This is a genomic window from Terriglobales bacterium (assembly GCA_035691485.1).
Lineage (GTDB): Bacteria > Acidobacteriota > Terriglobia > Terriglobales > Acidobacteriaceae > JAIQGF01.
Window position 1 is genome coordinate 1 of sequence record DASSIZ010000058.1, and the last position, 22,930, is coordinate 22,930.

Here is a 22,930-nt window from a genome sequence, read left to right on the forward strand (position 1 = left end):
CGGCGCGGCTGAGCCAGGAGAGCGTCGCGGCGCGCGATATGATTACGCGCTTCACCGAGCGCCGAGGCAGTCCACCGCAGACGCTGGGCGCGGACACGACGTACGGCAATGGCGAAATGCTGGACTGGCTCGAACAGCACAGCATCACAGGGCACATTCCGGTGAAGGAGTGTCCTTTAGGCAAAAGCAGTCTGTACAGCGTGGAACAGTTCACCTATCGGCCTGAGAACAACAGCTACGTCTGTCCGGAAGGCAAGCAACTCACCTATGTAGGGATCAACGCACGCAACCGGACGCACCTGTATGCGTCGACGCCAAAACGCTGCCACGACTGTTCGCAGAAAGCGCAATGCACACGAGGAAAGGCTCGGATCCTGCAGATTCACATTCACGAAGGAGCACGGCAGCGCGCCCGCTATCGGGCCCAGACGCCTGAGTTCAGCATCGCGTCGCGTGCTCGCAAGAAAGTCGAGGCTTTATTCGCCGAACTGAAGAATCAGATCGGATTACGCCGGCTGCGATTGCGCCGGATGAAGTTCGTACGAGAACAATTCTTCCTGGCGGCCGCCGCGCAGAATCTGAAACGCCTGGTCCGCTTCCTCGCCCGAACGACATCGCCACAGGCGCAAGTAACCGCGTAAAAAACAACAAGCAATGCGAGAGCACTAACAGGGAAACAACAGCTCAGTGAAGGAAGAGGCTACCATCAACAGGAGTTTTTCAACAGCTACAGGCATTATCGTAACTTATGATTCTGCACCGGGAACAGTGCAAATTCGTTACTTACGCTAAGACGATTTATCACTCGTTGACGCGGACTTCACCTCGATGCGGTGGTAACCAGAGGCCGTTCTTCATATCTCTGAGCCGGTCCGTGGCACCTGAGCGTGCCCACTCTTCGATGGAAGGGCTATTCTTCGTATTCGCAAGCACGTTGATGACGGTATCGCTGGCTTGGCGAAACGATAGCCACCATGCAGCTTGATATTCAACAAGTTCGTCCTTGGAATGAAGAAAGGGCTCCACGGCGGGAATAGCATCCTTACCGATCACCTCTTCGGCCCAACTGAAATAGTGGGTTGCCATCCTCCCGAGTGTCTTCGGCTTTGACCGAACAGAGTAGAACAGTTCCTCAGCGATTCCTGCCGGTGATGGCGAAACTGATGTGGCGGCTGATGACGGCCTCGGTGCAAGACGTATCTCCATTTGCCAGACAGGAACTGCGACTTGCAGATTCTGTCCATCGCCTTTTAGAAAAAGAAGGTAACGCGATCCGGTTTCGAAAAATGCGGTGGGCGGCGCGATGTGATCTGGTGTTGGATACGGGCCGAAATCGTAGTATCGGAACCGTACAGAAGGAGAACGCAAAGTTCCTTTGAACACCCGGCCCACTTCGGCTTCCGCTATGAATTCATCCCGCTCGGCACTCCCGATTAATTCTTTCCTTCCCATTTTTTCCGTCTTGAGAATGGTTGCCGAACAGACGATTTCTGAGTAGCTGATTCTCTTTGCAAGAGAGGGTTCGTAGGCGAACGGCGGTTGCTGAGCGTATGCCCCGACTACCAGTAACGAGAAAAGAACGGCGACTTCGAGTGCGCCCAGCCTTGATCGGTCCACTTGACCTCAAATGAAACCGTCTAATAGTAGCCAGTCTTGGGCAGGAAACCAAATGCAAGCTGCGTCTTAAAACGATAAGTGGCGTGAACAGTCCTGCGTAAGTAATGCCGGACGGGCTTTAAACCAGATTGCCCATATCTGCTGAAGTGGCCCCACCGTCGCCCGTGACGGAAGGTGGTGGCGTTCGACCCGTCAGCCAATCAAGCACGGCGACAATGCCATAGATGGCTGCACCCTCGGCAACGACGAAGAACAATATGGCACCCACTGTAAACCAGAGCCAACCAACGCCCACTGTCACGATGACGCAGACAACGTACAGGAAGCTTGCCCAACGCGGAACTCGACGGGTCGGCATAAGCGGATTCTACGCCAGTGATTGTCGATAACAGGCATTATCGTAGGTTTGCGCCGTTTGTTCGCCGTAATCACGGTTTTGTTACAGGCTCTTAGTAGTTAGTAGTCAGGAGTTAGTAGTTAGCACTTAGGAGCAAGAATCGGAGTCAACGCCTAACTGCCTAACTCCTAACTCCCAACTACTAACTCCTAATTACCAGCTCCTGTTTCATGGATGCGTCATGGTTTCCGGCTTGACCAGCTTATCGAACTCCTCGGCGGTCAAAAAGCCCAGCTTCACGGCGGCCTCTTTCAAACTGCTGTGTTCGACGTGCGCCGTGTGTGCGACCTTGGCGGCGTTGTCGTAGCCGATCTTGGGCGCGAGGGCGGTGACCAGCATGAGCGAGTTCTTCACGTACCAATCCACTTTCTCGCGGTTCACCTCGATACCGTTGATCATGAACTCGACGAAGCCGTGGCAGGCGTCGGTGATCAGGGTGACCGAGTGGAGGAAGTTGTAGATGATGACCGGCTTGAAGACGTTGAGCTCGAAGTTGCCCTGCGAGCCCGCGAATCCCACCGCGGCCGTGGCGCCGTGCACCTGGGCGCAGACCATGGTCATGGCCTCGCTCTGGGTGGGGTTCACTTTGCCGGGCATGATGGAGGATCCCGGCTCGTTTTCCGGAATCGTAAGTTCGCCGAGCCCGCAACGCGGTCCGGAAGCGAGCCAGCGAATGTCGTTGGCAATCTTCATCAGCGAGGCGGCGGTGGTTTCCAGCGCGCCCTGCGCGAATACGATCTCGTCGTGCGCCGAAAGCGCGGCAAATTTGTTGGGGTGGGAGCGGAAGGGAAGCTTGGTCAACTCGGCAATTTTGGCGGCCGCGCGCTCGGCAAATTCCGGGTGCGTGTTGAGGCCGGTGCCGACAGCGGTGCCGCCGATGGCGAGGTCGTAAAGGCCGTCGAGCACCATCTCCAGGCGCTTGATGTCGCGCTCGATCAGGCTGGCCCAGCCGCCGAACTCCTGGCCCATGGTCAGCGGCACCGCGTCCTGCAGGTGGGTGCGCCCGATCTTCACGATGGCGTCGAATTCCTTCGCCTTGCGGGCCAGCGCTTCCTGCACCCTCTTTAACGCCGGGATCAGCGCTCGCTTGACGCGCTCGGCGGCGGCAATGTGCATGGCGGCGGGAAAAGTATCGTTGGAGGACTGCGACATGTTGACGTGATCGTTGGGATGGATCGGCTTTTTGGAACCCATCTCGCCGCCCGCGATCTCGATGGCGCGGTTGGAGATCACCTCGTTCACGTTCATGTTGGTCTGGGTGCCGCTGCCGGTCTGCCAGATGCGCAACGGGAACTGGTCGTTCAACTTGCCGCTGATGACCTCTTCCGCCGCCTGGGTGATCAGGCGGGCCTTGTCGGCGGGAAGTTTGCCCAACTCCTGATTGACCAGCGCGGCGGCCTTTTTCAGGATGCCGAAGGCGCGGATCAACTCCGGCGGCATGGTGTCGCGGCCAATGTTGAAGTGAATGAGCGAGCGCTGCGTCTGCGCGCCCCAGTAGACGTTGGCGGGGACTTCAATTTTCCCCATGCTGTCGGATTCAACGCGCGTGCGCGGCTTTTCCACGGTGGTTGCCATTCGAGCGCTCCTCAACGCGGTAGCTAAGTACCGAGTCCCTGAGTACCTGAGAAAAAGCGAGTACCGAATGAAATTATAGTCTGCGTGGGCGCGCCGGTTGTGCGTTGGAGCACATGCAGGTGTGACAGGTTGTCCCGGGCGAAATCGCCGATTGCGGAACTGCGGAATTGCCGAACCGCCGATTCCGCGTGGCCGCAGTTACCCGGTTCGGCAACCCTCCTGACGTTCTGCGCACCGCTGCGGCCCCCGCCTGAATCCAATCACCGTGTCCGAAACGTTCGATGTAGTTGTCATTGGCGCCGGCCCCAGCGGCATGGCATCCGCCATTGAAGCGCAGCGCGCGGGCTTTCGCGTGGTGCTGATCGACAAGGGCTGCCTGGTCAATTCCTTGTTTCACTACCCGGCGAACATGACTTTTTTCACCACGCCGGAGCTGCTGGAGATTGGCGACATTCCGTTTCCCAGTGCGCACATCAAGCCGACGCGCGAAGAGGCGCTGGAGTACTACCGCAAAGTTGCCGAGCATTACCGCCTGGATGTCCGGCCGTACCAGCGGGTGGACCAGGTCAGCGGCGGCGACGGCAATTTCCAGGTCCGCACCACGGCGGTGAATCCCACGATTCTTGGCGCGCTGGAGGCGTCGGAGGAGCACCAACGGATTCCCGGGCGGGTCCGCGAATACCAGGCGCGCAAGCTGGTGGTTGCCACCGGCTACTACGATCTGCCCAACATCATGCACATACCGGGTGAGGAGCTGGCGAAGGTGTTCCATTACTATCGCGAGCCGCATCCTTTTTTTGATCGCGACGTGCTCATCATCGGCGGCAAAAACTCGGCCTCGATTGCGGCGCTGGAACTGTGGCGGCATGGTTCGCGCGTCACCCTGGTGCATCGCCAACCGGGGATGCACCCGCACGTCAAGTACTGGATCAGGCCCGACATCGAGAACCGGATCAAGAACGGAGAAATCGCCGCCTACTTCAACAGCACGGTCAGCGAGATTCGCGAGGAATCAGTATTGATCCAGACCCCGAACGGCGAGGTCCGAGTGAAAAACGATTTCGTGTTTGCCCTGACCGGCTATCATCCCGATTACGCGTTTCTGCAAAGCCTCGGAGTGCGACTCACGCCCGAGGAGTGCCGCCCGATCGTGGATCACCAGACGCTGGAGACCAACGTTCCGGGAGTCTATGTTGCAGGCGTGATCGTGGCGGGCTCGCGCACCAGCGAAATCTTCATCGAAAACGGCCGCTTTCACGGGCAGCACATCGCGCAAGATTTGAAGAAGAAGCTCTCCGCTGCTGGCTCTTAGCTTTCAGGGGTGAGGTTCGACTTCTCACTTCTCACTTCATACTTCTGACTTCGACAAATACAATGTTTCCCATGCGCACTTCCGTGATCGTGATGGTCCTGGCGGCCTCGCTGCTGGCCGCATGCAACAAGAGTTCCGAGCCGGCTGCGGTTTCTGCGCAGTCGGGCAACGCCGCCAAGCCTGCTGAAGCGAACCCGCCCGCCAACCTAAAGCCGGCCGACGCTTTCGGTCAAAAGCTGCAGGAGATTGCCGGGTCCGGGGCTAAGGACTGCGGACGACTGGCCTCGCAAGCGCCCGAGCCGACCCAGAAAGCCGGAGATTGCGCGATGGCGGCGGCGAAGGACAAGCACGCCTTCTATGTCGCGTATGACATGCCTGGACTGACGGTGGGCGTGGCCGGCAATTCGGAGGGCAAGCTGTTCACGGTCCAAGCGGAACAGGCGCAGGCGGGCGGGAAGGCGGAGGTGCACACCGCACCTTGTCCATCGGAATTGCGCATCGCGCAGAGTGGACGCGTGACCTGCATGAAGCCGGGCGCCGGCATGCCAGGCATGGGCGGGGGCGCGAGCCCGCACGGCGCAATGCCGCCGGCCAGCGGGGAAAATCCGCACGGCGGCGGAATGATGAGCATGCCTCCGCCGGGAACTGCGAACCCGCATGGAAGCAGCAAGCCAGCGACTCCGCCAAAGCAGTAAAAAGGGCTAGGAGCTAGGGGCTAGGAGCTACCACTACCCCCCTTTCTCGTACAGGTTCCGCACCGCCTGCTGCGCCGTCTCAGTCAAGGCGGCCAGGTTTTGCCGCGTATAGCCGGCCACCGGAATCGGATCGCCAATGATGAATTGCAGGCGCCGGCGGTGCAGGTGCGCGCTTCCCAGCGGCATCGCCTCATAGGTTCCAAGAATCGCCATGGGCACGACATCAACCCCGGCTTTCACTGCGACATAAAATGCTCCCCGCTTGAACGGCAGCATCTCGCCGCGAGGCGCGCGTTCGCCCTCAGGAAAAATCACCACCGACATTCCGCTGTTTAACGTTGCGATTGCGTTGCGCAAAGCACGCCGCGACAAGGCCAGGCTTTCCGGGGCGATTTCCAGCGCGCCTGCCATGCGCAGCCACCATCCGATGATGGGCACGCGGAACACCAGGCGGTGCGCCATGATCCGGAACTGGAATGGCAGGTAGCGGTAGAGAAGAGGAATGTCCATGGCGGAAAGATGATTGGCGACGTAGAGCCGTGAGCGGGCGGGATCAATGCGATCCAGGCCGTGGACGGAAACCTCGGCGACCAATTGCAGGCAGATCGCGGACCATAGCCGCACCACGGCGTTCCGCGCGCGGCCGCTGGTATCAAACAGTCCGGCAAGAAGCGAAACTGGCGCCAGGATAAGCGAGACCAGAAGGATGACCGGCCAATAGAGGAGAAGAGCGCGGGCCCAGCTGAGGAGGTGGCCGGCTGGATTCCGTGCGTCCCCACCGAGCCGGGGCTGAGGTTTCAAGTTTCACGTTTCACGTTGCCGGGCTGAGCGTATTGGCGCAGATCTTCGGAACGTGAAACTGGAAACGCGCAACGTGAAAGCAGTAGGTCAGTCCAGGTCAATCGCTTCCGTCTCCAACTGCTGGTTCATCAGGCGCGAGACCAGGGGCTTCAGGCCTTCGCCCGTTTTACCGAGCACGAAATCGTTCTGATCCTCGTTCCAATCCAGTTTGAAACTGGTGGAGAGAGCGGAAATCCAAATCTGCTTGGCAGGCGCGTTGGGCGAAACCACAAAGCGGCCGGGAGGCTCTTCGAAGCTGATGTGGAGCGCGCCCGACTGATCTTCCACATCGAAGTCGGCGTCGCCTTCGGCGTCGATCAGGGATTGCTTCAGCGATTCCATCGCGGCGTCGGCATGGCGCCGGAATTCACGTTCTTCCATGGCGCGGCATTCTAGCATTCGGTTGTCAGCTTTCAGCCATCAGCTTTCAATCGGCCCCGCCATGCAGTACCAATTAAGCACTGAGGCCCGGTCGCCATGGAGTGAGAGCGCCATGATTCTGGTTTCGAACCGCGGTTGAGGGCCCTCATCCGGCAGCCCAGATGGACGGGTGATCGGCAAGCGGAGCTATACTTTTCCGAGTGAGGATGAAATGGCTGTTATTGCAGAAATCGCACCCGACCTGTACCGCATCTCGATTTATGTTCCCGAAATCAATCTCCAGTTCAATCACTTCCTGGTCCGCGACGACGAACCCATGCTTTTCCATACGGGGCTGAAGAGGATGTTCCCGCTGGTGCGCGAAAGCGTGGCCAAAATTCTGGATCCGGCGCAGATTCGCTGGATCAGCTGGAGCCACTTCGAGTCCGACGAGTGCGGCTCGCTCAATCAATGGCTGGAAATTGCGCCCCGTGCCGTGCCGGCCTGCAGCCTGGTCGGTGCGATGGTAAGCGTCAACGATTTTGCCAGCCGCCCGGCGCGCGCGGTCGGGCCGCAGGACTTGATAGATACCGGGAAATATCGTTTCCGCTATTACCCAACGGCGCACGTGCCGCATGGCTGGGACGCTGGGGTGCTGTTCGAAGAGACAACGCAAACGCTGTTGTGCTCCGACCTGTTCCACCACGACGGCGACGTGGAAGCCATCGCTTTATCGGATATCGTCGGCCGCGTGCGCGAGACGCTGAAGGCATATCAGCAGGGTCCGCTGGCCAACTACGTGCCCTACACGCCGAATACGGGCCGCATTCTGCATTCGCTGGCAGACCTGAAGCCGAAGCTGCTGGCCACCATGCACGGATCCAGCTTCAGCGGCAATGGCGAACAGGCGCTGCGAGATTTGGCGGTGGTGATGCGAGAGGTCCTGGGCGAGGATTTATCCGCCAACGCCGCATAAGGACGAAGACTATGCCGAAAACGAAATCGCGTGCGGTCGCCGCGTCGTGGGCGAAGGTAAAGGTCGGCATTCCAAAGATGCCAGCACTCTACACCTCGCAACACCAGAAGAAATTTCTTCCGTGGAGCCACGCGGAAGAGCGGCTGGTGAACTCGCGAAGCTATTGGATCTGCACGACGCGACCGGACGGGCGTCCGCATTCGATGCCGGTGTGGGGGATGTGGGTGGAAGGCGCGCTCTACTTCGGCACCGCCCGCGACGCGCGCAAGGCGAAGAACCTGGCGCGCAATCCGGCAGTGTCCGTGCACCTGGAGTCCGGCGACGACGTGGTCATCCTGGAAGGGAAGGCGGCGGAGGCGAATGTTGCGGACAAAGAACTGCGTGCCAAGCTCGACGCCGAGAGCAAGCGGAAATACAGGATGCCGCTGCTGGTGATGCCGGAGAGCATCTGCTACCGGGTGCGCCCGCACGTGGTGCTGGCCTGGCTGGAAAAACAGTTTCCGTTCAACTCGACGAGATGGGAATTTGAAGCGGACTGAGCATTTATTCCCTGTAAAACCTGGCCCCGGCCAGCGTGGCGATGACCAGGGCCGGCAGAGTTCCAATCATCAGCGGGATAACAGTTCGCGGCGGAAAGAGCCCGAAGGAACACCAGGTCGCATCTCCCAAGCTGACGATAAACCACCAGGCGAACGCCGCGATGACGGCGGTTCTCGCGCCGCGGCCATAGAGTGGGTATAAGGCGGCATAGAGCCAAACGATGGAGATGCCCTCCATGAGATCAAGCACAACGTTGTAAGCAATAAATCCCGGCGTGGGTTTAGCCAGGCGGTTATTGGGCAGAGCGGCGAAATCGCGGCCGAGCAGCGCGGTGACCAGGGAACCGAGGATCACCCAAACCATCCCGGCCACGAGTCCGCAGCCGAGCACGCGTGACCAATTGATTTTGCGCATGGCAGCTACGGATTGTACCCAGATGGGTCAAGCATGCTTCGTACCTCATCGCCCGTCGCAAGCACTGCAAGGGGAACAACGGGTTTCCCCACTGGACACAGTCGACCAACGCTGCCGGTTCAGGGCGAACCCTGCACCTCTGTAACTATGCGCCTGCGATGCCCAGCACTAAACTAGGGTGCGACGGATCATACAAAGGCGGCACACAGATGAGAAATCATTGGGTCGCAGTATTTGCACTCGTCGGCTCGCTGTTCTTCACCTGCCCCGCCGTCATGGCGGATCACGGGCAGGGACACGGCAAAGGAAATCCGCACGCTGAACGTGACGGCGATGACGATCACGGCTGGGAGCATCGCGAAGGCTACGAGTACCGGGTGTTCGAGCGCGACGCGCGCCCGCCGGGATGGAGTCATGGCAAGAAAACAGGGTGGGGCAATTGCGGCATGCCCCCAGGCCAGGCCAAGAAATACGGCTGTCGCAGTTACGTTTACGAAGGACGTCGGCATTTTTACTACCAGGACGAGAGAGGCCGGATCATTGTTCGCCGACCTGAAATCTCCGTCCACGGCGGCATAGACGTCCACTGATTGGTTTGCGAAAGAGCTTTGGTTGCCACCCTGGCAAAAGCAGCCAGGGTGAGCCACCGGTCCCGCAGAAACTCACAAAACTTAGATTCCTCGCGGGCTCCTTCGCTCCGCTCGGTACGCCCGCTCGGATTGACAAATATTTGGCCAGGTTTTTCCGCAGGCCTGAAGGCCTGCGCCACCCTGGTGTGGCACGGTTTTCTGCAGGCCTGAAGGCATGCGCCAACCCGGGCTGAGAGCTGGATAGCAGCTGAAAGCTAGAACGGAATGTCTTCGTCCGTAATCTGGGTGCTGGTTGCGTGCTCGGGTTCGGGCTGGCGCTGATCGAAATTTTGCGCGCCTGCGCTGCGCGAGCGTCCACCGCCACCTTCTCCCATATCGCCACCGCCGCCGCCGCGTCCACCCAGCAGGACCAGGTCATTGACCACGATGTCGGTGCGATATTTCTTTTGCCCGGTTTCCTTGTCGTCCCAGGAGTCGGTCTTGAGGCGGCCTTCGATGTAGATCTGGCTGCCTTTCTTGCAGTACTCGCCGACAATTTCCGCCGTTCTCTGCCAGGCAACCAGGCTGTGCCACTCGGTGCGGTCCTGCCAGTTGCCGTCCTTATCCTTAAAGCGCTCGTTGGTCGCCAGGGTGAACTTGGCCACGGGCGTGCCTTGCGGCGTGTACTTGACCTCGGGATCCTTGCCCAGGTGTCCGACCAGAATGACCTTATTTACGCTTTTCGCCATGAAATGCTCCTGAAGAATGCGGTTGGAAGCGGCCAGTGTAGCAGAGCTGTCAGCGATCAGCCATCAGCATTCAGCCGAGGCGGCCCGCCACCAGCGTTGCCAGCAGAAGCGCCGTAAGCTGACCGCCGAAAGCTGATAGCTGAAAGCTACACTTGTCACATTTTTGTCCGTAAGTTGCTGAAAAGTCGCAGTCGTGCCGCTCCGCTCGGCTCACCACTCCGCCGCTTGACCGCGATTTTCCCCCGTTCGACACAATCCATTCTTCGTTCCTGTTTCGGACCCTGAGAATGGTCAGCGCCCGAAGCATGCCCAGGTGAGGATGGCAGAGGGCAACTCGGCACACCCCTATCCGGGGCGAAGGTGAGGAAATGAGCACATCTACGCAGATTCCTGCCAGCGGTCAAGGCTTAGTGCAGATTTCATCGCTCGAGGACATGATCCGCCAGCGTGTTGCCGAAGAGCGCGCGCGCCTGGAAAAAGAGGCGGGCGTGGTTCACAAGCAGGTACACCACTTCCATAAGCCCATTGAGCACACCTTCACCAAGGAGCAGCGACACAAGACCACGCTGCTTTTTGGCGGCCTGACGTGGAAGCACGAAAAGCTGATCCACGGCGCCCTGGAGGGCCTTGGTTACCGCTGCGAAGTGGTGCCGGTGCCCGACGTCAAAGCTTTCCAGTTGGGCAAGGAATACGGCAACAACGGCCAGTGCAATCCGACCTATTTCACGGTCGGAAACCTGGTGCAGTACCTGCAGAAGCTGGAGGAATCCGGCGTCCGGCGAGAAGACCTGCTGAACAACTACATCTTCCTCACCGCCGGCGCGTGCGGGCCGTGCCGCTTCGGGATGTACGAAGCCGAGTACCGGCTGGCGCTGCGCAATGCCGGTTTTGACGGCTTCCGGGTGATGTTGTTCCAGCAGTCCGGCGGCCTGAACCAGAGCGAAGCCGAAGCCGGGCTGTGCATGAACCTGGACTTCTTCCTCAACCTGCTGAACGCGATGAACATGGGCGACGTGATCAACGAGATCGCGCACCAGATCCGTCCGTTCGAGGTCAATGCCGGCGAAACCGATGCCATCCTGGACGAGTGCGTCGACTACATGCACGAAGTCTTAAAGAAGAAGTCACCGTGGTCAATCGAGGGAGCGTTGGGCAAGCTTGGGCAGAAGATCCCGATGAAGGGGACGGTCGAGTACCTTGGCAAGTTCCTGAACCAGCTCTACAGCGACGACTACGTGACCGCGTTGAACCACGTTCGCGACCGCTTTAACACCATCAAGGTAGACCGGCTGAGGGTGAAGCCGATCGTGAAGATCACGGGCGAGTTCTGGGCGCAGACTACCGAAGGCGACGGCAACTTCAACATGTTCCCGTTCCTGGTGAGGGAGGGCGCGCAGATCATCGTGGAGCCGGTCGGCACCTGGATCATGTACATGATCCACCAGGTAGTGCAGAAGATCCGGGACACCAAGGGCCTGGAAGAAGGCGCGGTCCTGCCTCCGGCGTGGCGCCTGGACAAGCAGGCGAAGATCGAACTGAACTACCGGCAGAAGCTGGCCAAGCTGAAGGTGGCGGAAGTCATCTTCGCGCGCGAGTACCACAAGATCATTGACTCGCTGGGTGGCACGGCACACCGGCTGGTGAACCAGTACGAACTGCAGCGCCTCGGACATCCTTATTACAACTCGCGCGCCGGCGGCGGCGAAGGCCACCTGGAAGTGGCGAAGAACATTTATTACTCAAACAAGGAACTGTGCCACATGGTGCTTTCGCTGAAGCCGTTCGGCTGCATGCCGTCGACCCAATCGGACGGAGCGCAGTCGGCGGTGGTGGCGCATTACAAGGACATGATCTTCCTGCCCATCGAAACTTCGGGTGAAGGCGAGATCAACGCCCACAGCCGGGTCCAGATGGCGCTCGGGGAGGCGAAGGCGAAGGCGAAGATCGAGATGAAGGAAGTGCTGGGGAAGGTCGGCAAGACCGCCGACGAACTGCACGCCTTCGTGGAAGCGCATCCGGAAATGCAGGCGGCGCTGTACAAGGTGCCGAAGTACAAGGGCGTGATCGGCACGGCGCCGAATTTCGCCATCCACGTCGCCGAGAAGATGGGCGCGCAAGTGCCGTACCACCAGGAAGCTCATTAGCAACGTTTCACGTTTCAAGTTTCATGTTTCACGTGTCCGCAGCCACGTGAAACGCGAAACGAGAAACCTCGAAACGCTGAGAGGACAAATGCCCGGACTGACCGAAAAGGCTGACCCGCAGAAAAAGTACGACCAGCTCTGGATGGGGTTGGATGTTGGTTCCACCACCGTCAAGGTCGTCATCATTGACGGCAACACCGACGACATCCTGTGGGCGGACTACCAGCGCCACGAGACCAAGCAGCCGGAGAAGGCCATCGAGATGCTGAAAGCCATCTCCGCCGACTTCCCCAACACGCCGACGGAGAATTTCCGGGCGTTCATCACCGGGTCGGGCGGCTCGGGGATCGCCAAGCACATTGGCGCGAAGTTCGTGCAGGAAGTCAACGCGGTTTCGCTGGCGGTAGAAAAGCTTTACCCGCAGTGCGGGTCGGTCATCGAGCTTGGCGGACAGGACGCCAAGATCATCATCTTTAAGGAAGACCCCGAGACCGGCAAGAAGAAGAAGCTGCCGTCGATGAACGATAAGTGCGCCGGCGGCACGGGCGCGGTGATTGACAAGATCAATGCCAAGCTCCGCATCCCTTCCGACCAGCTCTGCCAGATGGGCTACAAGGGTCTGAAGCTGCACCCGGTGGCGGGCAAGTGCGGGGTGTTTGCCGAGACCGACATCAACGGCCTGCAGAAGCAGGGCGTCCCTCCCGATGAGCTGATGGCGTCGCTGTTTGAGTCCATCGTGCAGCAGAACCTGTCAGTTTTGACGCGCGGCAACACGCTGCGCCCGGTGGTTCTCCTGCTGGGCGGGCCGAATTGCTACATCAAGGGCATGCGCGATTGCTGGAAAGTGAACATCCCGAAGATATGGGAAGAGCGCAATTACCCGCTGCCCGAGGGCGTGAACCCAGAAGAGCTGATCACCACGCCTGACAATGCGCAGTACTTTGCCTGCATCGGAGCGGTGGAGTACGGCAAGTCGGAGGATCCGGGCATCGGCCTCTATACCGGGTTCGAAAAGCTGGAGTGGTATATCACCGAGGGCCGGGCGCAGGAGAAAGCGAAGAAGGGCGGAGCGCAGGCGCTTGCCAAGTCGCCGGAAGAGCTTGACGAGTTCAAGACGAAATACACCAAGAAGAAATTTATTGCGAGCACGTTCCAGCCCGGGCAGGTGGTGGAAGGCTTCATCGGGATCGACGGCGGGTCGACCTCGACGAAGGCGGTGCTGGTGGACAAGGACCGCAACGTGCTGTGCAAGACCTACCAGCTCTCGAAGGGAAACCCGATCGAAGACACGCAAGAAGTGGTGGCAAAAGTAGCCAAGCAGGTCAGCGATCAAGGGGCAACCCTTAAAGTGTTAGGTGTAGGAACGACCGGCTACGCCAAGGACATCCTGAAGGACGCCGTGGGGGCCGACGTGGCGCTGGTGGAAACCGTCGCGCACACCCAGGCTGCGCTTCACTTCTACGCCGACGCGGACGTAATCTGCGACGTGGGCGGCCAGGACATCAAGATCATCATCCTGAAAGATGGGCGGGTGAAGGACTTCAAGCTGAACACGCAATGCTCGGCGGGCAACGGTTACTTCCTGCAGGGGACCTGCGAGAGCTTCGGCTTCAAGGTGGAGGAATTTGCCGACATCGCCTTCAACGCCAAGGGCTACCCGCAGTTCGGTTACGGCTGCGCGGTGTTCATGCAGTCCGACATCGTGGACTTCCAGCGCCAGGGTTGGAAGCCGGAAGAGATCATGGCGGGGCTGTGCAACGTGCTGCCGAAGAACATCTGGCTGTACGTGTCGCAGATTCCGAACCTGTCGGCGATCGGGCGCAAGTTCATTTTGCAGGGCGGAACGCAGCACAACCTGGCGGCTGTGAAGTCGCAGGTGGACTTCATCGAGTCACGCTTCAAGGGCAAGGAAATCAAGCCGGAGGTGATTGTCCACCAGCACTGCGGGGAAGCGGGCGCCATCGGTTGCGCCTTTGAAGCGGTGCGGTTGTGGGAGAACGGCAAGCAGACGACGTTCATCGGGCTTGACCAAGTGGCCTCGATCAGCTTTACCACCACGCGCAACGAAGCCACGCGCTGCTATTTCTGCAAGAACAAATGCCTGCGCACGTTCATCGATGTGACGACGATGACGCCGAACCCGAACTACAAGCCGCCGGTGAAGACCAAGGTGCCGCTGGCCGACGGCGCGCAGCGGTTGATCATCGCCACCTGCGAGAAGGGAACGGTGGAGAACGTCGAGGAGATGCGCGTCATCAAGGGCGACATCGACGCCATCAAGAAAGAAAACCCGAACCTGGTGGAGATCGCAGCCAAGGCGGCATTCAAGAGCTACGAGCCACCGGTGGTGGCCGACCCGCTGCCCAAGCTGCAATTCACGGCGGCGCAGAAGAAACGCGCTGAGCTGATGAAGAAGCGCTCGGAACTGAAGATCGGCATGCCGAAGGCGCTGAACATGTACTCCTGCGGACCGTTCTTCACCGCCTACTTCGAATCGCTGGGGGTGAAAGCGGAAAACCTGATCTGGTCGGAGTACACCAGCGAGCAGCTTTACAAGGAAGGCGCGAAGCGCGGCGCGATTGACCCGTGCTTCCCGTCCAAGGTCGGCATTCCGCACGTGCACAACCTGCTCTACGCCATTCATCCGAAGAAGCAGCTGGACATCATCTTCTTCCCGATGATCGATTCGCTGCCCACCTTCCTGGTGAAGACGCAGAGCTCGCGCGCCTGTCCGACGGTGACGGCCACGCCGGCGTCGGTGAAAGCCGCGTTCACCAAGGAGTCCGACCTGTTCACGGAAAAGGGCGTGATCTGGAAGGACACGCTCATCGAGCTGACCGATCCCAAGGTCGCGCATCGCCAGATGTACGACGACTGGAAAGAGATCCTCGGCTTGAGCGAGGAGGAGAACTACCGCGCCGTGGAGCAGGGCTTCCAGGCGATGCTGAGGTTCGACAACGAGATCATGCGCGGCACCGCCCGCGAGGTGCTGAAGAAGCTGGAACGCGAGGACAAGCTCGGCATCGTGCTGCTGGGGCGGCCGTACCACAACGATCCTGGCATCAACCACGAAATCCTGGAGGAATTCCAGAAGCTGGGTTACCCGATCTTCTCCCAGGACTCGCTGCCGCTGGATGACGAGATCATCTGGAAGCTGTTTGGAGACGAAGTCAAGATGGGCGTGATCTCGCACCCGCTGGACGTCAGCGACGCGTGGAAGAACTCGTACTCGGAGAACACGACGCGCAAGGTGTGGGCGGCGAAGTATATCGCGCGCCACCCGAACCTGGTGGCGCTGGAGCTTTCCAGCTTCAAGTGCGGCCACGACGCGCCGATCTACACGGTGATCGAGGAAGTCGTGGAGCACTCCGGCACACCATACTTCTGCTTCAAGGACATCGACGAGAACAAGCCGACCGGGTCGATCAAGATCCGGGTCGAAACCATCGGCTACTTCCTGAAGCGCTACCGCGAAGACATGGTGCGCAACAACCAGAAGCAGCTTACGGTGGAAGAGCAGCTCAAGCAATTCGAGCAGCGCCTGCGTCACGAATTAACTTTGGCCGCCAGTGTCGGCTCCAAGGCGGGTTGCTGTGGCACGGAAGAAACAGCACCCGCGGAGCTGATATCGATCGCCGGCGCGGAGCAGCCGTCGCAGGACATGGTGGAAATGGCGGGAGACTGAGAGAGTCGGTCAGGCGGTCAGTAAAGCCCCCATCATTGACGGTCCTGGGCGGCATGGCTCAAGCCGTGCCCTACCCAAAACTGTTTTTTACATCTTTTAACCCGCTGCAATTCTGCCTCTTGCTAGACTGACGTCTTACGAGGGGAGGAGGAATTATGGCAACCGCGTCCACTAAAGCCCACTACGTTCCCGCCGGGTATCACACCGCGACCCCGTACCTGATGATCAGCAAGGGCAAGGCGGCCCAAGCGCTGGACTGGTACCGGGAGGTGTTCGGAGCGGCGGAAGTGATGCGCTTTCCGATGCCGGACGGCCGCATCGGGCACGCTGAGACCCAGATCGGGGACTCCCATATCATGCTGGCCGACGAATACCCGGAAATGGGCTACCAGGGCCCGGAAACGCTGGGCGGAAGCCCGGGGTTGATCATGCTGTACGTCGAAAACGTCGATTCGGTGTTCAAGAGAGCGATCGAGCATGGCGCCAAGGTCAAGCAAGAGGTGAAAGATCAGTTCTACGGAGACCGCAACGGCACCATTACCGATCCGTTCGGGCATCACTGGACGCTCTCGACGCACTTCGAGGATGTCACTCCCGAAGAGATGAAGCGCCGCATGGCGTCCATGCAGAAGTAAGGTCCAGCTCACCACCAGGACACCGATCAGCACCGAGGCGCACCGGGGAATCGGCCTCGGTGTATTTCTGTGACCGCGTTGCCTCGTTTAAACCAAGACCTGGATCGCGCCCTTTGTCCTACTGCGCCCGGCCCATCTTCCGCCATGAACCATCGACCACCGGCTCCAGCGCGTTTGTTACAATGAAACCGGGCGAGGTTCTGAACGGATGGCGATGGAATCCGACAAGGTGATGTTCGAGATTTACCGCGAAGCGGCCTATACCGGCAAGTACCGGGTTGTGTATTACACCGAGCTGAACGAAAACAACAAGGAATGGGAGATCAATCGGGCCCTTTCCGGCGAGCACTTTTACGACGGATTCATCAAGAACTACCGTAAGGACGAGGCCAAAGACATCGTCGATGCCATTCTGAAGCGCCTCAATGACGGAGAGAAGCTGACGCCCGACGACATCGAAGCCGCGCTCAGCGAACATATCGCGGCAGGATAGTCAGCCTATCAGTCCGTCAGCAAAGACGTTGCGACTGAGAGATTGACAGACCGCGGCCCATCGGAGTACCGAGTTACAGAAATACTGAGATACTGAAAAACAACATGTCCACCGCCTCCGAAGCCAATCCCGGCATGGTTCCCGACGAGCTGAAGCAAGAGCCTCGATCCAAAGGCCTGACCACGGTGCGCAAGAAGAAGCCGAAAGAGCTGGCGGTGATCACCGAGTGCTGCACCGGATGCGCGGGGTCGCCGGCCTGCGTCGAATATTGTCCGGTGGAAGACTGCATGTTCTGGGTCCCGGATGAAGACCATCCGCCCTTCGGCCGCATCCAGGTCGATCCGATTCTCTGCATCGGCTGCAAGAAGTGCACCAGCAAGGGTCCGGATGGCGCCTTCCTCGACGGCTGCCCGTGGGACGCCATCGTCATGGTGGACACGGTCGAAGTGGAGAAGGAAGTCGGCGTGATGCCGTACTGAGCCACGGATACGAATACCAACTTGTCATTGTTACCGACGGTGAACGCGGTCCTGAATGGAACCAGCGCGATCCTGATCGCCTCGGCGCACAAGTTCATTCGCCGCGGAAACGTGGTGGTCCACCGCGGGCTGATGATCGCGGCAGTGGCGACGTCGTCGCTGTTCTTCGCTTCCTACATTTACTATCACGCGCACGTCGGCAGCGTGCATTTCCAGGGACAAGGCATCTCGCGTCCGATTTATTTCGCTATCCTGATCACGCACACGCTGCTGGCGGCCTCGATTCCGCCGCTGGTCATCATCACGTTGACGCTCGGGCTGCGACGGCGGGACCAGCGCCACCGGCGAATCGCGCGCTGGACCTACCCGATCTGGCTCTATGTCTCGATCACCGGGGTTGTGATTTACTTGATGCTGTACCAGATCTTCCGCGCGCCCGTATGAATATGCCGATCGTGAAGCTCAAGATCGATGTTGGTGGGACCATTGGCCACGAAGCGTGGTATGGGATTCATCAGTTTCCGGAGAACCAGGGCGCGTTCTTCGGGCCTGAATTCGGCTCCAGCGGCGAGTGCAAGCATCCGGCGAACATTCCCCACCCGAAGGGCGAATGGATCGGCGCGGAAGTGATGGTCGCGACCAGCCTGCTGGCGCAGTACGCCATGTCCCATTATCTCGAGCAGGACCGCGTACTCGACGTCGATATCGAGGAATGAGGGATTCTTGCCTTTACCGACCCCGATCGTGAAAGACGCAAACTTCGAGCACAAGCGGATGTCGGTGCGGAACCGGATCCTGTTCTTCGTGGTGGCGTGGGCGATCGTGCTGCTGCCGTTTCTGTTCTGGCACAGCACCTGGTTCGGACGCCAGCTCACCGACGGGGAACTCGACCAGTACATCCACGACCAGCAAAAGCCTCGCCACATTCAGCACGCGTTGGTGCAACTCGGCGAGCGCATGGGACGGCACGATCCAAGCGCGCAACGTTGGTATCTGGACGCGGTTCGCCTGGCCTCCAGCCCAGTGGAGGAAATCCGCAACACGGACGCGTGGATCATGGGCCAGGACAACACGCGAGCGGAATTTCACCAGGCGCTGCTGCCGATGCTGAAGGATCCGTCCCCGATGGTCCGCTACAACGCCGCGCTGTCGCTGGTTCGATTCGGCGATGCCAGCGGGCGTCCGCAGTTGATCGAGATGCTGCAGCCGGTGAAGGTGAATGCGCCGCACGCCGGAAGGGTGACAGACCTGGCGAAGGTGGGGGAAGCGATTCGTCAGAACGGAACGATTGCGAAGCTCGACGTCAACGGATCGACGGTCGAAGCGCGGTCGCCGATTGCGGGCCGGGTGCGCTCGTTCAGCGTGACGCGAGGGGCGCAAGTGCAGGCCGGAAGCGGCCTGGCGGTGATGGATCCGGGTCCTGAGCAGGTGTGGGAGGCGCTACGGGCGCTCTACCTGGTGGGCGAGAAGGAAGATTTGCCGGCGGTGCGGGCTTACGAGAGGGGCCAGGCAAACATGCCGGACCGCGTGCGAGACCAGGCCGTGCAGACAGAAAAGGCGATCGCGGAGCGGGAGCGAGGCAGGTAGCGGTAGCTCGTAGCTGGTAGTTTGGAGGAGATCAGCCGAGCTGCCAGCTACTACTACCAACTACTGATTACTACGCTGCAGGTTTCGTGGTGCGGCGATTGGCGACCAGGAACGCGACCACGAACATCACCAGGGAAAATCCCGCCAATACAACCAGGCAAGTGCTCACGGCGAAGATGGCGCTGTTGGGGAAGAGCAGCGCGCGCAGGGCTTCGTTGCCGTAAGTCAGCGGATTGATGCGCATCAGCAGGCGAATCCATCCGGAAGCGCCGGTGAGCGGGAACAGCGCGCCCGAGAGCAGCCACAGCGGAATCAGGAACAGGTTGATAACGGCGTGAAAGCCCTGCGAGGAATCCATGGGCCAGGCAATGATGAAGCCGAGCGCGGTCAGGGAGAACGAGACGAGAAAAACGTCGAGTACGATGAGGCCGAACTGCGCCAGGCTGAAGTGGATGCCGAGCGCGGGCGCAAAGCAGAGGAAGACCAGTCCTTGAATCATGGCAAGCGTGGTGCCGCCGAGAACTTTGCCCAGCACGATCACGGAGCGATTGACAGGCGCGACCAGAACGGAGAGCAGGAAGCCTTCCTTGCGGTCCTCGATCACCGACATCATGGTGAAGATGGAGGTGAACAGAACAATCATGATCAGCGCGCCAGGAAAGAAGTAATCGAGATAGTGCTGGTTGCCGGCGCCGCTGCCGCCGTTGAAGGAGGTGCCGAAGCCGGAGCCGATGACGATCCAGAACAGGACCGGGGAGGCGATGACACCGACGACGCGCGAGCGCTGGCGATAGAAGCGAACCACCTCGCGCCACCACAGCGAGACCGCAGGAATGATGGTCCCAACCGACGGCACGGGAACGGATTGGATGGCTGTAGTCATGGAGAATTTGGAAATCTGAAATTTGAAAAGTTGAAATTCGTCGCTGTCCGGGATTCAGGGTTGTCCTGCGAAGTCGGCAAGCCGAGCAAATTTCACATTCTCAAGTCTCCAATTTCAAACCTCCTCCTTCTCGCCAGCGTTTTCGGTCCAGAAACGATGCCCGGTGCGATGGATGAAGACGTCTTCCAGGGTCGGCTTGCTGACCGATAGGGATTGAATCTCGCCGGGAAAGGCTTCGACCACATCGGTCACGAAGCGATGCCCGTGTTCCCGCTCCAGGCGCACCTTTCCGCCGATCACAGTGGCATCGAGCCGGTAACGCTCCTTGATTCGCTGCGCGAGCGATTCCGGATCGGAAGCCTCGAGCAGGATGACGTCACCGCCGATTTCACGCCTGAGTTCCGCCGGGGTGCCGAGGGCGACCAGCTTGCCGTGGCTCAAAATGGCGAGGCGATCGCAGCGCTCGGCTTCCTCCATCAGGTGCGTGGTGACGATGACGGTGACGCGTTCCTGCTGGCGCAGGATTTGCAGGTACTGCCAGAGATCGCGGCGCGCGCCGGGATCGAGGCCGGTGGTGGGTTCGTCGAGCAACAGCACCGAGGGATGATGCAGCAGGCCCTTGGCAAGTTCCAGGCGACGCTGCATGCCGCCGGAGAAGGTCTCGGCGCGATCGTTGGCGCGGTCGGCGAGGCCGACGCGGACCAGCATCTCGGTGATGCGCTGGTTCAGCGAGGCACCGCTCAAGCCGTAAAGGTGCCCGACGTGGCGCAGATTTTCGGCGGCGCTCAGCTTCACGTCAATGCTTTGCGCCTGGAAAACGACGCCGATGTGCTGGCGCAAACCAGTGGGGTCGGTCGAGGCGTCGTGGCCCATGATGAGGGCGCGCCCACCGGAGGGCAGCATGAGGGTCGAAAGAATGCGGAAGAGCGTGGTTTTGCCGCTGCCGTTGGGGCCAAGCAGGCCGAAGATTTCCGCCGGACGGACGTCAAAAGAGACGCCGTCGAGCGCAGGACGTCCGTCGTAGAGATGGCGCAGGCCGGCGACCTGGATGACAGGCGCCTGCGCGGCAAGTTGTGGTGAGACTTCGGCGGACACGGCCACAAGCCATTTTAGCAGGCGCAAGGCTCCCGGTTGCGGCGATTGAAATGCCTTCGGCGAATTCGTTCAGCGCGCGTTGAGCATCATGAGGGCGAACAGGAGCGGGAGGTAGAAGACGGTTGCGAGCAGCAACTGGCGGGCGCGGCGCTTGGAATGGCCTGAGGTCAGAGGCTGCTTGAAGGTGGCGAGGCGGACGCCGTACCAGAGGAGCACGGACCCGAAGAGGATAGCTCCGGTGAGATAGATCCAGCCGGACATGTGCAGCAATGTCGGAGCAATGCTGACGGGCAAGAGGGCAATGGAGTAGAGCACGATTTCGCGCGAGGTCGCTTTGCCGGTGACTTCGACCACGGGGAGCATGCGGATATTGGCGCGCTGGTAGTCCTCGCGGTAGAGCCACGCGATGGAATAGAAGTGCGGGAACTGCCAGAAGAAGACGATGGCGAAAAGGATAAGGCCTTCAACGTCGATGCGTCCGCGGATGGCGGTCCATCCGAGCAGCGGCGGCATGGCGCCGGGAAAGGCGCCAACAAAAGTACAAACGGGGGAAACGCGCTTGAGCGGCGTGTAGGCGGCAAGATAGACGATGGCGGTGGCCAGCGCGAGGCATCCGGTCAGCAGGTTGCAGAAGAGCGCGAGGTAAAGCGCGCCGCCGAAGACCAGAATTCCCGAAACCATGGCGGCATGCACCATGCTCATGCGATTGGAGGGCAGCGGACGATGCGCGGTGCGGCGCATGAGGGCGTCAACGTCCTTCTCGAAGACCTCGTTGAGCGCGGCGGATCCGGCAGCGATGAGAGAAATACCGATGCAGGCGTGCAGGATGGCCCAGGATAGCTCGGGCAGTCCGGAGCGCGGGGCGGCGAAATAGGCTCCAGCCCAGGCGCTGAGGACAATCAGCGAGGTGACGCGAAGCTTGATGAGCTCGGAATAATCGCGCGCGAGCTGCTGGACCCGCACGCGCGAGGGCGCGTGTGCCACAAGTTCCTGGGAGGGAATTGGGGGTTGAACGGTGCTCATACGGCCACCGGCTTTGCATGGGCGGGCACGCGCTCGGCAGTGGGAATGGCGACGTGGCGCCATGCCTGAATGGCGATGACGACGGTAGTCGCCAGGAGAAGCGCGCCAACGGAAACGTGGGCGACGGTGGTGTACACCATGGGCGCAAGCGGCTGGGGAGTGTCATGTCCCCACTCAACCCGGGTGAGCCAGGAGCCGAAGCCGAGCGCAAGCTGGACCATCAAAAGGGTCAGCAGCATGAGAGCCGGACGGCGGAGTTGCTGGACTTGCGAATATTCGCTGAGCACGCGCACGACGGTCCAAAGCAGAACAAAAGTCACGACCGCAGCACTGATGATGTGCGGCAGAAGTTTGATGCCGTGATGGCGAAAGGCGGCTCCGAGAATTAATTGCAGGTAAACGCAGAGGACGGCGGCGCTTGCCAGCCAAGGGAGGCTCGGACGCTTGGTCGGAAGCTGCATGCGCGGCTCCTGCACCCAGGTGCGGCCGGAGAAGAGCCAGAGCGCGACGACCAGGCAGAAGAACGTCTGGGCGAGGGTAGCGTGGGCGGAGGAGATACTGGGCGGCAGGTAATTCAGAACGGTGATGCCGCCGAGGACGCCCTGTGCGATCACCGTGCCGAGGGCGGCCCAGCCAAGCTTGCGCATCCAGGGACGGCGGTCGACCTTGGATGTCCAAACAGCAAGAATGATGGTGAGGACGCCGACCACTTGCGCGATGATGCGATGGCCGTGCTCCCAGCGAACGCCGCCCACCATGGGAACACTGAAGTAGCCGTAGGTAACGGGCCAATGATGGAACGAAGTCGGCCAATCGGGGACGGCGAGGCCGGCTTCGTTGCTGGTGACCAGGGCGCCGGCGA

At 60.2% G+C, this 22,930-nt stretch carries 24 protein-coding genes; 14 read left to right on the forward strand and 10 right to left on the reverse strand.

Annotated features, from left to right (window positions below; genetic code table 11):
* Window positions 1–641: transposase (locus VFI82_07115; protein HET7184438.1), on the forward strand; the 641-nt coding region annotated here is incomplete at its 5' end.
* Between the two features lie 160 nt (window positions 642–801).
* Here the strand turns inward: VFI82_07115 and VFI82_07120 are convergent.
* A complete protein-coding gene (locus VFI82_07120; protein HET7184439.1) occupies window positions 802–1,617 on the reverse strand; it encodes a hypothetical protein in 816 nt (271 codons plus the stop codon).
* Between the two features lie 565 nt (window positions 1,618–2,182).
* Entirely contained in the window at window positions 2,183–3,589 is a 1,407-nt protein-coding gene (gene fumC, locus VFI82_07125; protein HET7184440.1) for a class II fumarate hydratase, read from the reverse strand.
* Window positions 3,590–3,854: 265 nt separating this feature from the next.
* Between fumC and VFI82_07130 the strand changes: the two genes are divergently transcribed.
* Together VFI82_07130 and VFI82_07135 are read left to right on the forward strand one after the other, a co-directional pair.
* Complete coding sequence (locus VFI82_07130) at window positions 3,855–4,901, forward strand: YpdA family putative bacillithiol disulfide reductase (protein HET7184441.1); 1,047 nt, start codon at window positions 3,855–3,857, stop codon at window positions 4,899–4,901.
* 71 nt (window positions 4,902–4,972) lie between these two features.
* Entirely contained in the window at window positions 4,973–5,596 is a 624-nt protein-coding gene (locus tag VFI82_07135) for a hypothetical protein (GenBank protein ID HET7184442.1), read from the forward strand.
* 33 nt (window positions 5,597–5,629) lie between these two features.
* Here VFI82_07135 and VFI82_07140 read toward each other — a convergent pair whose 3' ends face one another.
* Together VFI82_07140 and cyaY are read right to left on the reverse strand one after the other, a co-directional pair.
* Window positions 5,630–6,397, reverse strand: a complete 768-nt coding sequence (locus VFI82_07140; GenBank protein HET7184443.1) for a 1-acyl-sn-glycerol-3-phosphate acyltransferase — start codon at window positions 6,395–6,397, stop codon at window positions 5,630–5,632.
* An 87-nt stretch (window positions 6,398–6,484) separates the two neighbouring features.
* Entirely contained in the window at window positions 6,485–6,817 is a 333-nt protein-coding gene (gene cyaY / locus VFI82_07145; GenBank protein HET7184444.1) for an iron donor protein CyaY, read from the reverse strand.
* Between the two features lie 211 nt (window positions 6,818–7,028).
* Between cyaY and VFI82_07150 the strand changes: the two genes are divergently transcribed.
* Both VFI82_07150 and VFI82_07155 read left to right on the forward strand, forming a co-directional pair.
* On the forward strand, window positions 7,029–7,772 hold the full coding sequence (locus VFI82_07150; GenBank protein ID HET7184445.1) for a hypothetical protein: 744 nt from the start codon (window positions 7,029–7,031) through the stop codon (window positions 7,770–7,772).
* 11 nt (window positions 7,773–7,783) lie between these two features.
* On the forward strand, window positions 7,784–8,311 hold the full coding sequence (locus VFI82_07155) for a pyridoxamine 5'-phosphate oxidase family protein (protein HET7184446.1): 528 nt from the start codon (window positions 7,784–7,786) through the stop codon (window positions 8,309–8,311).
* 4 nt (window positions 8,312–8,315) lie between these two features.
* On the opposite strand, the gene VFI82_07160 is transcribed toward VFI82_07155, so the two are convergent.
* On the reverse strand, window positions 8,316–8,726 hold the full coding sequence (locus VFI82_07160; protein HET7184447.1) for a hypothetical protein: 411 nt from the start codon (window positions 8,724–8,726) through the stop codon (window positions 8,316–8,318).
* Between the two features lie 209 nt (window positions 8,727–8,935).
* Here VFI82_07160 and VFI82_07165 point away from each other — a divergent pair, with 209 nt between their 5' ends.
* A complete protein-coding gene (locus tag VFI82_07165; GenBank protein HET7184448.1) occupies window positions 8,936–9,316 on the forward strand; it encodes a hypothetical protein in 381 nt (126 codons plus the stop codon).
* Between the two features lie 254 nt (window positions 9,317–9,570).
* Here the strand turns inward: VFI82_07165 and VFI82_07170 are convergent, their stop codons facing one another.
* The gene (locus VFI82_07170) at window positions 9,571–10,044 is read right to left on the reverse strand and encodes a single-stranded DNA-binding protein (protein ID HET7184449.1); all 474 of its coding nucleotides are present in this window, start codon (window positions 10,042–10,044) and stop codon (window positions 9,571–9,573) included.
* Between the two features lie 368 nt (window positions 10,045–10,412).
* Between VFI82_07170 and VFI82_07175 the strand changes: the two genes are divergently transcribed.
* The 8 genes from VFI82_07175 (at window position 10,413) to VFI82_07210 (ending at window position 19,067) form a co-directional block, all read left to right on the forward strand.
* Entirely contained in the window at window positions 10,413–12,188 is a 1,776-nt protein-coding gene (locus tag VFI82_07175) for a hypothetical protein (protein HET7184450.1), read from the forward strand.
* A gap of 88 nt (window positions 12,189–12,276) precedes the next feature.
* A complete protein-coding gene (locus VFI82_07180) occupies window positions 12,277–15,873 on the forward strand; it encodes a BadF/BadG/BcrA/BcrD ATPase family protein (protein HET7184451.1) in 3,597 nt (1,198 codons plus the stop codon).
* 155 nt (window positions 15,874–16,028) lie between these two features.
* Window positions 16,029–16,508 carry a VOC family protein gene (locus tag VFI82_07185; GenBank protein ID HET7184452.1) on the forward strand — a complete coding sequence of 160 codons (480 nt, stop codon included), beginning with the start codon at window positions 16,029–16,031 and terminating at the stop codon, window positions 16,506–16,508.
* A 208-nt stretch (window positions 16,509–16,716) separates the two neighbouring features.
* A complete protein-coding gene (locus VFI82_07190; protein HET7184453.1) occupies window positions 16,717–17,001 on the forward strand; it encodes a hypothetical protein in 285 nt (94 codons plus the stop codon).
* Window positions 17,002–17,105: 104 nt separating this feature from the next.
* Entirely contained in the window at window positions 17,106–17,480 is a 375-nt protein-coding gene (locus VFI82_07195) for a hypothetical protein (protein ID HET7184454.1), read from the forward strand.
* A gap of 21 nt (window positions 17,481–17,501) precedes the next feature.
* Window positions 17,502–17,924 (forward strand): DUF420 domain-containing protein, encoded by a 423-nt coding sequence (locus tag VFI82_07200; protein ID HET7184455.1) that lies wholly within the window; start codon window positions 17,502–17,504, stop codon window positions 17,922–17,924.
* 11 nt (window positions 17,925–17,935) lie between these two features.
* Entirely contained in the window at window positions 17,936–18,196 is a 261-nt protein-coding gene (locus tag VFI82_07205) for a hypothetical protein (GenBank protein HET7184456.1), read from the forward strand.
* Window positions 18,197–18,203: 7 nt separating this feature from the next.
* Window positions 18,204–19,067: a hypothetical protein gene (locus VFI82_07210; protein HET7184457.1), complete on the forward strand. Its 864-nt coding sequence runs from the start codon at window positions 18,204–18,206 to the stop codon at window positions 19,065–19,067.
* A gap of 70 nt (window positions 19,068–19,137) precedes the next feature.
* Here the strand turns inward: VFI82_07210 and VFI82_07215 are convergent, their stop codons facing one another.
* The 4 genes from VFI82_07215 to VFI82_07230 all read right to left on the reverse strand — a co-directional run bounded on the left by VFI82_07215 (window position 19,138) and on the right by VFI82_07230 (window position 22,826).
* A complete protein-coding gene (locus VFI82_07215) occupies window positions 19,138–19,950 on the reverse strand; it encodes an ABC transporter permease (protein HET7184458.1) in 813 nt (270 codons plus the stop codon).
* A gap of 114 nt (window positions 19,951–20,064) precedes the next feature.
* The gene (locus VFI82_07220; GenBank protein ID HET7184459.1) at window positions 20,065–21,051 is read right to left on the reverse strand and encodes an ATP-binding cassette domain-containing protein; all 987 of its coding nucleotides are present in this window, start codon (window positions 21,049–21,051) and stop codon (window positions 20,065–20,067) included.
* 63 nt (window positions 21,052–21,114) lie between these two features.
* The gene (gene cyoE / locus VFI82_07225; GenBank protein ID HET7184460.1) at window positions 21,115–22,068 is read right to left on the reverse strand and encodes a heme o synthase; all 954 of its coding nucleotides are present in this window, start codon (window positions 22,066–22,068) and stop codon (window positions 21,115–21,117) included.
* Complete coding sequence (locus VFI82_07230) at window positions 22,065–22,826, reverse strand: COX15/CtaA family protein (GenBank protein HET7184461.1); 762 nt, start codon at window positions 22,824–22,826, stop codon at window positions 22,065–22,067. Before VFI82_07230 ends, cyoE begins: the two co-directional genes overlap by 4 nt.
* Window positions 22,827–22,930: the final 104 nt, after the last annotated feature.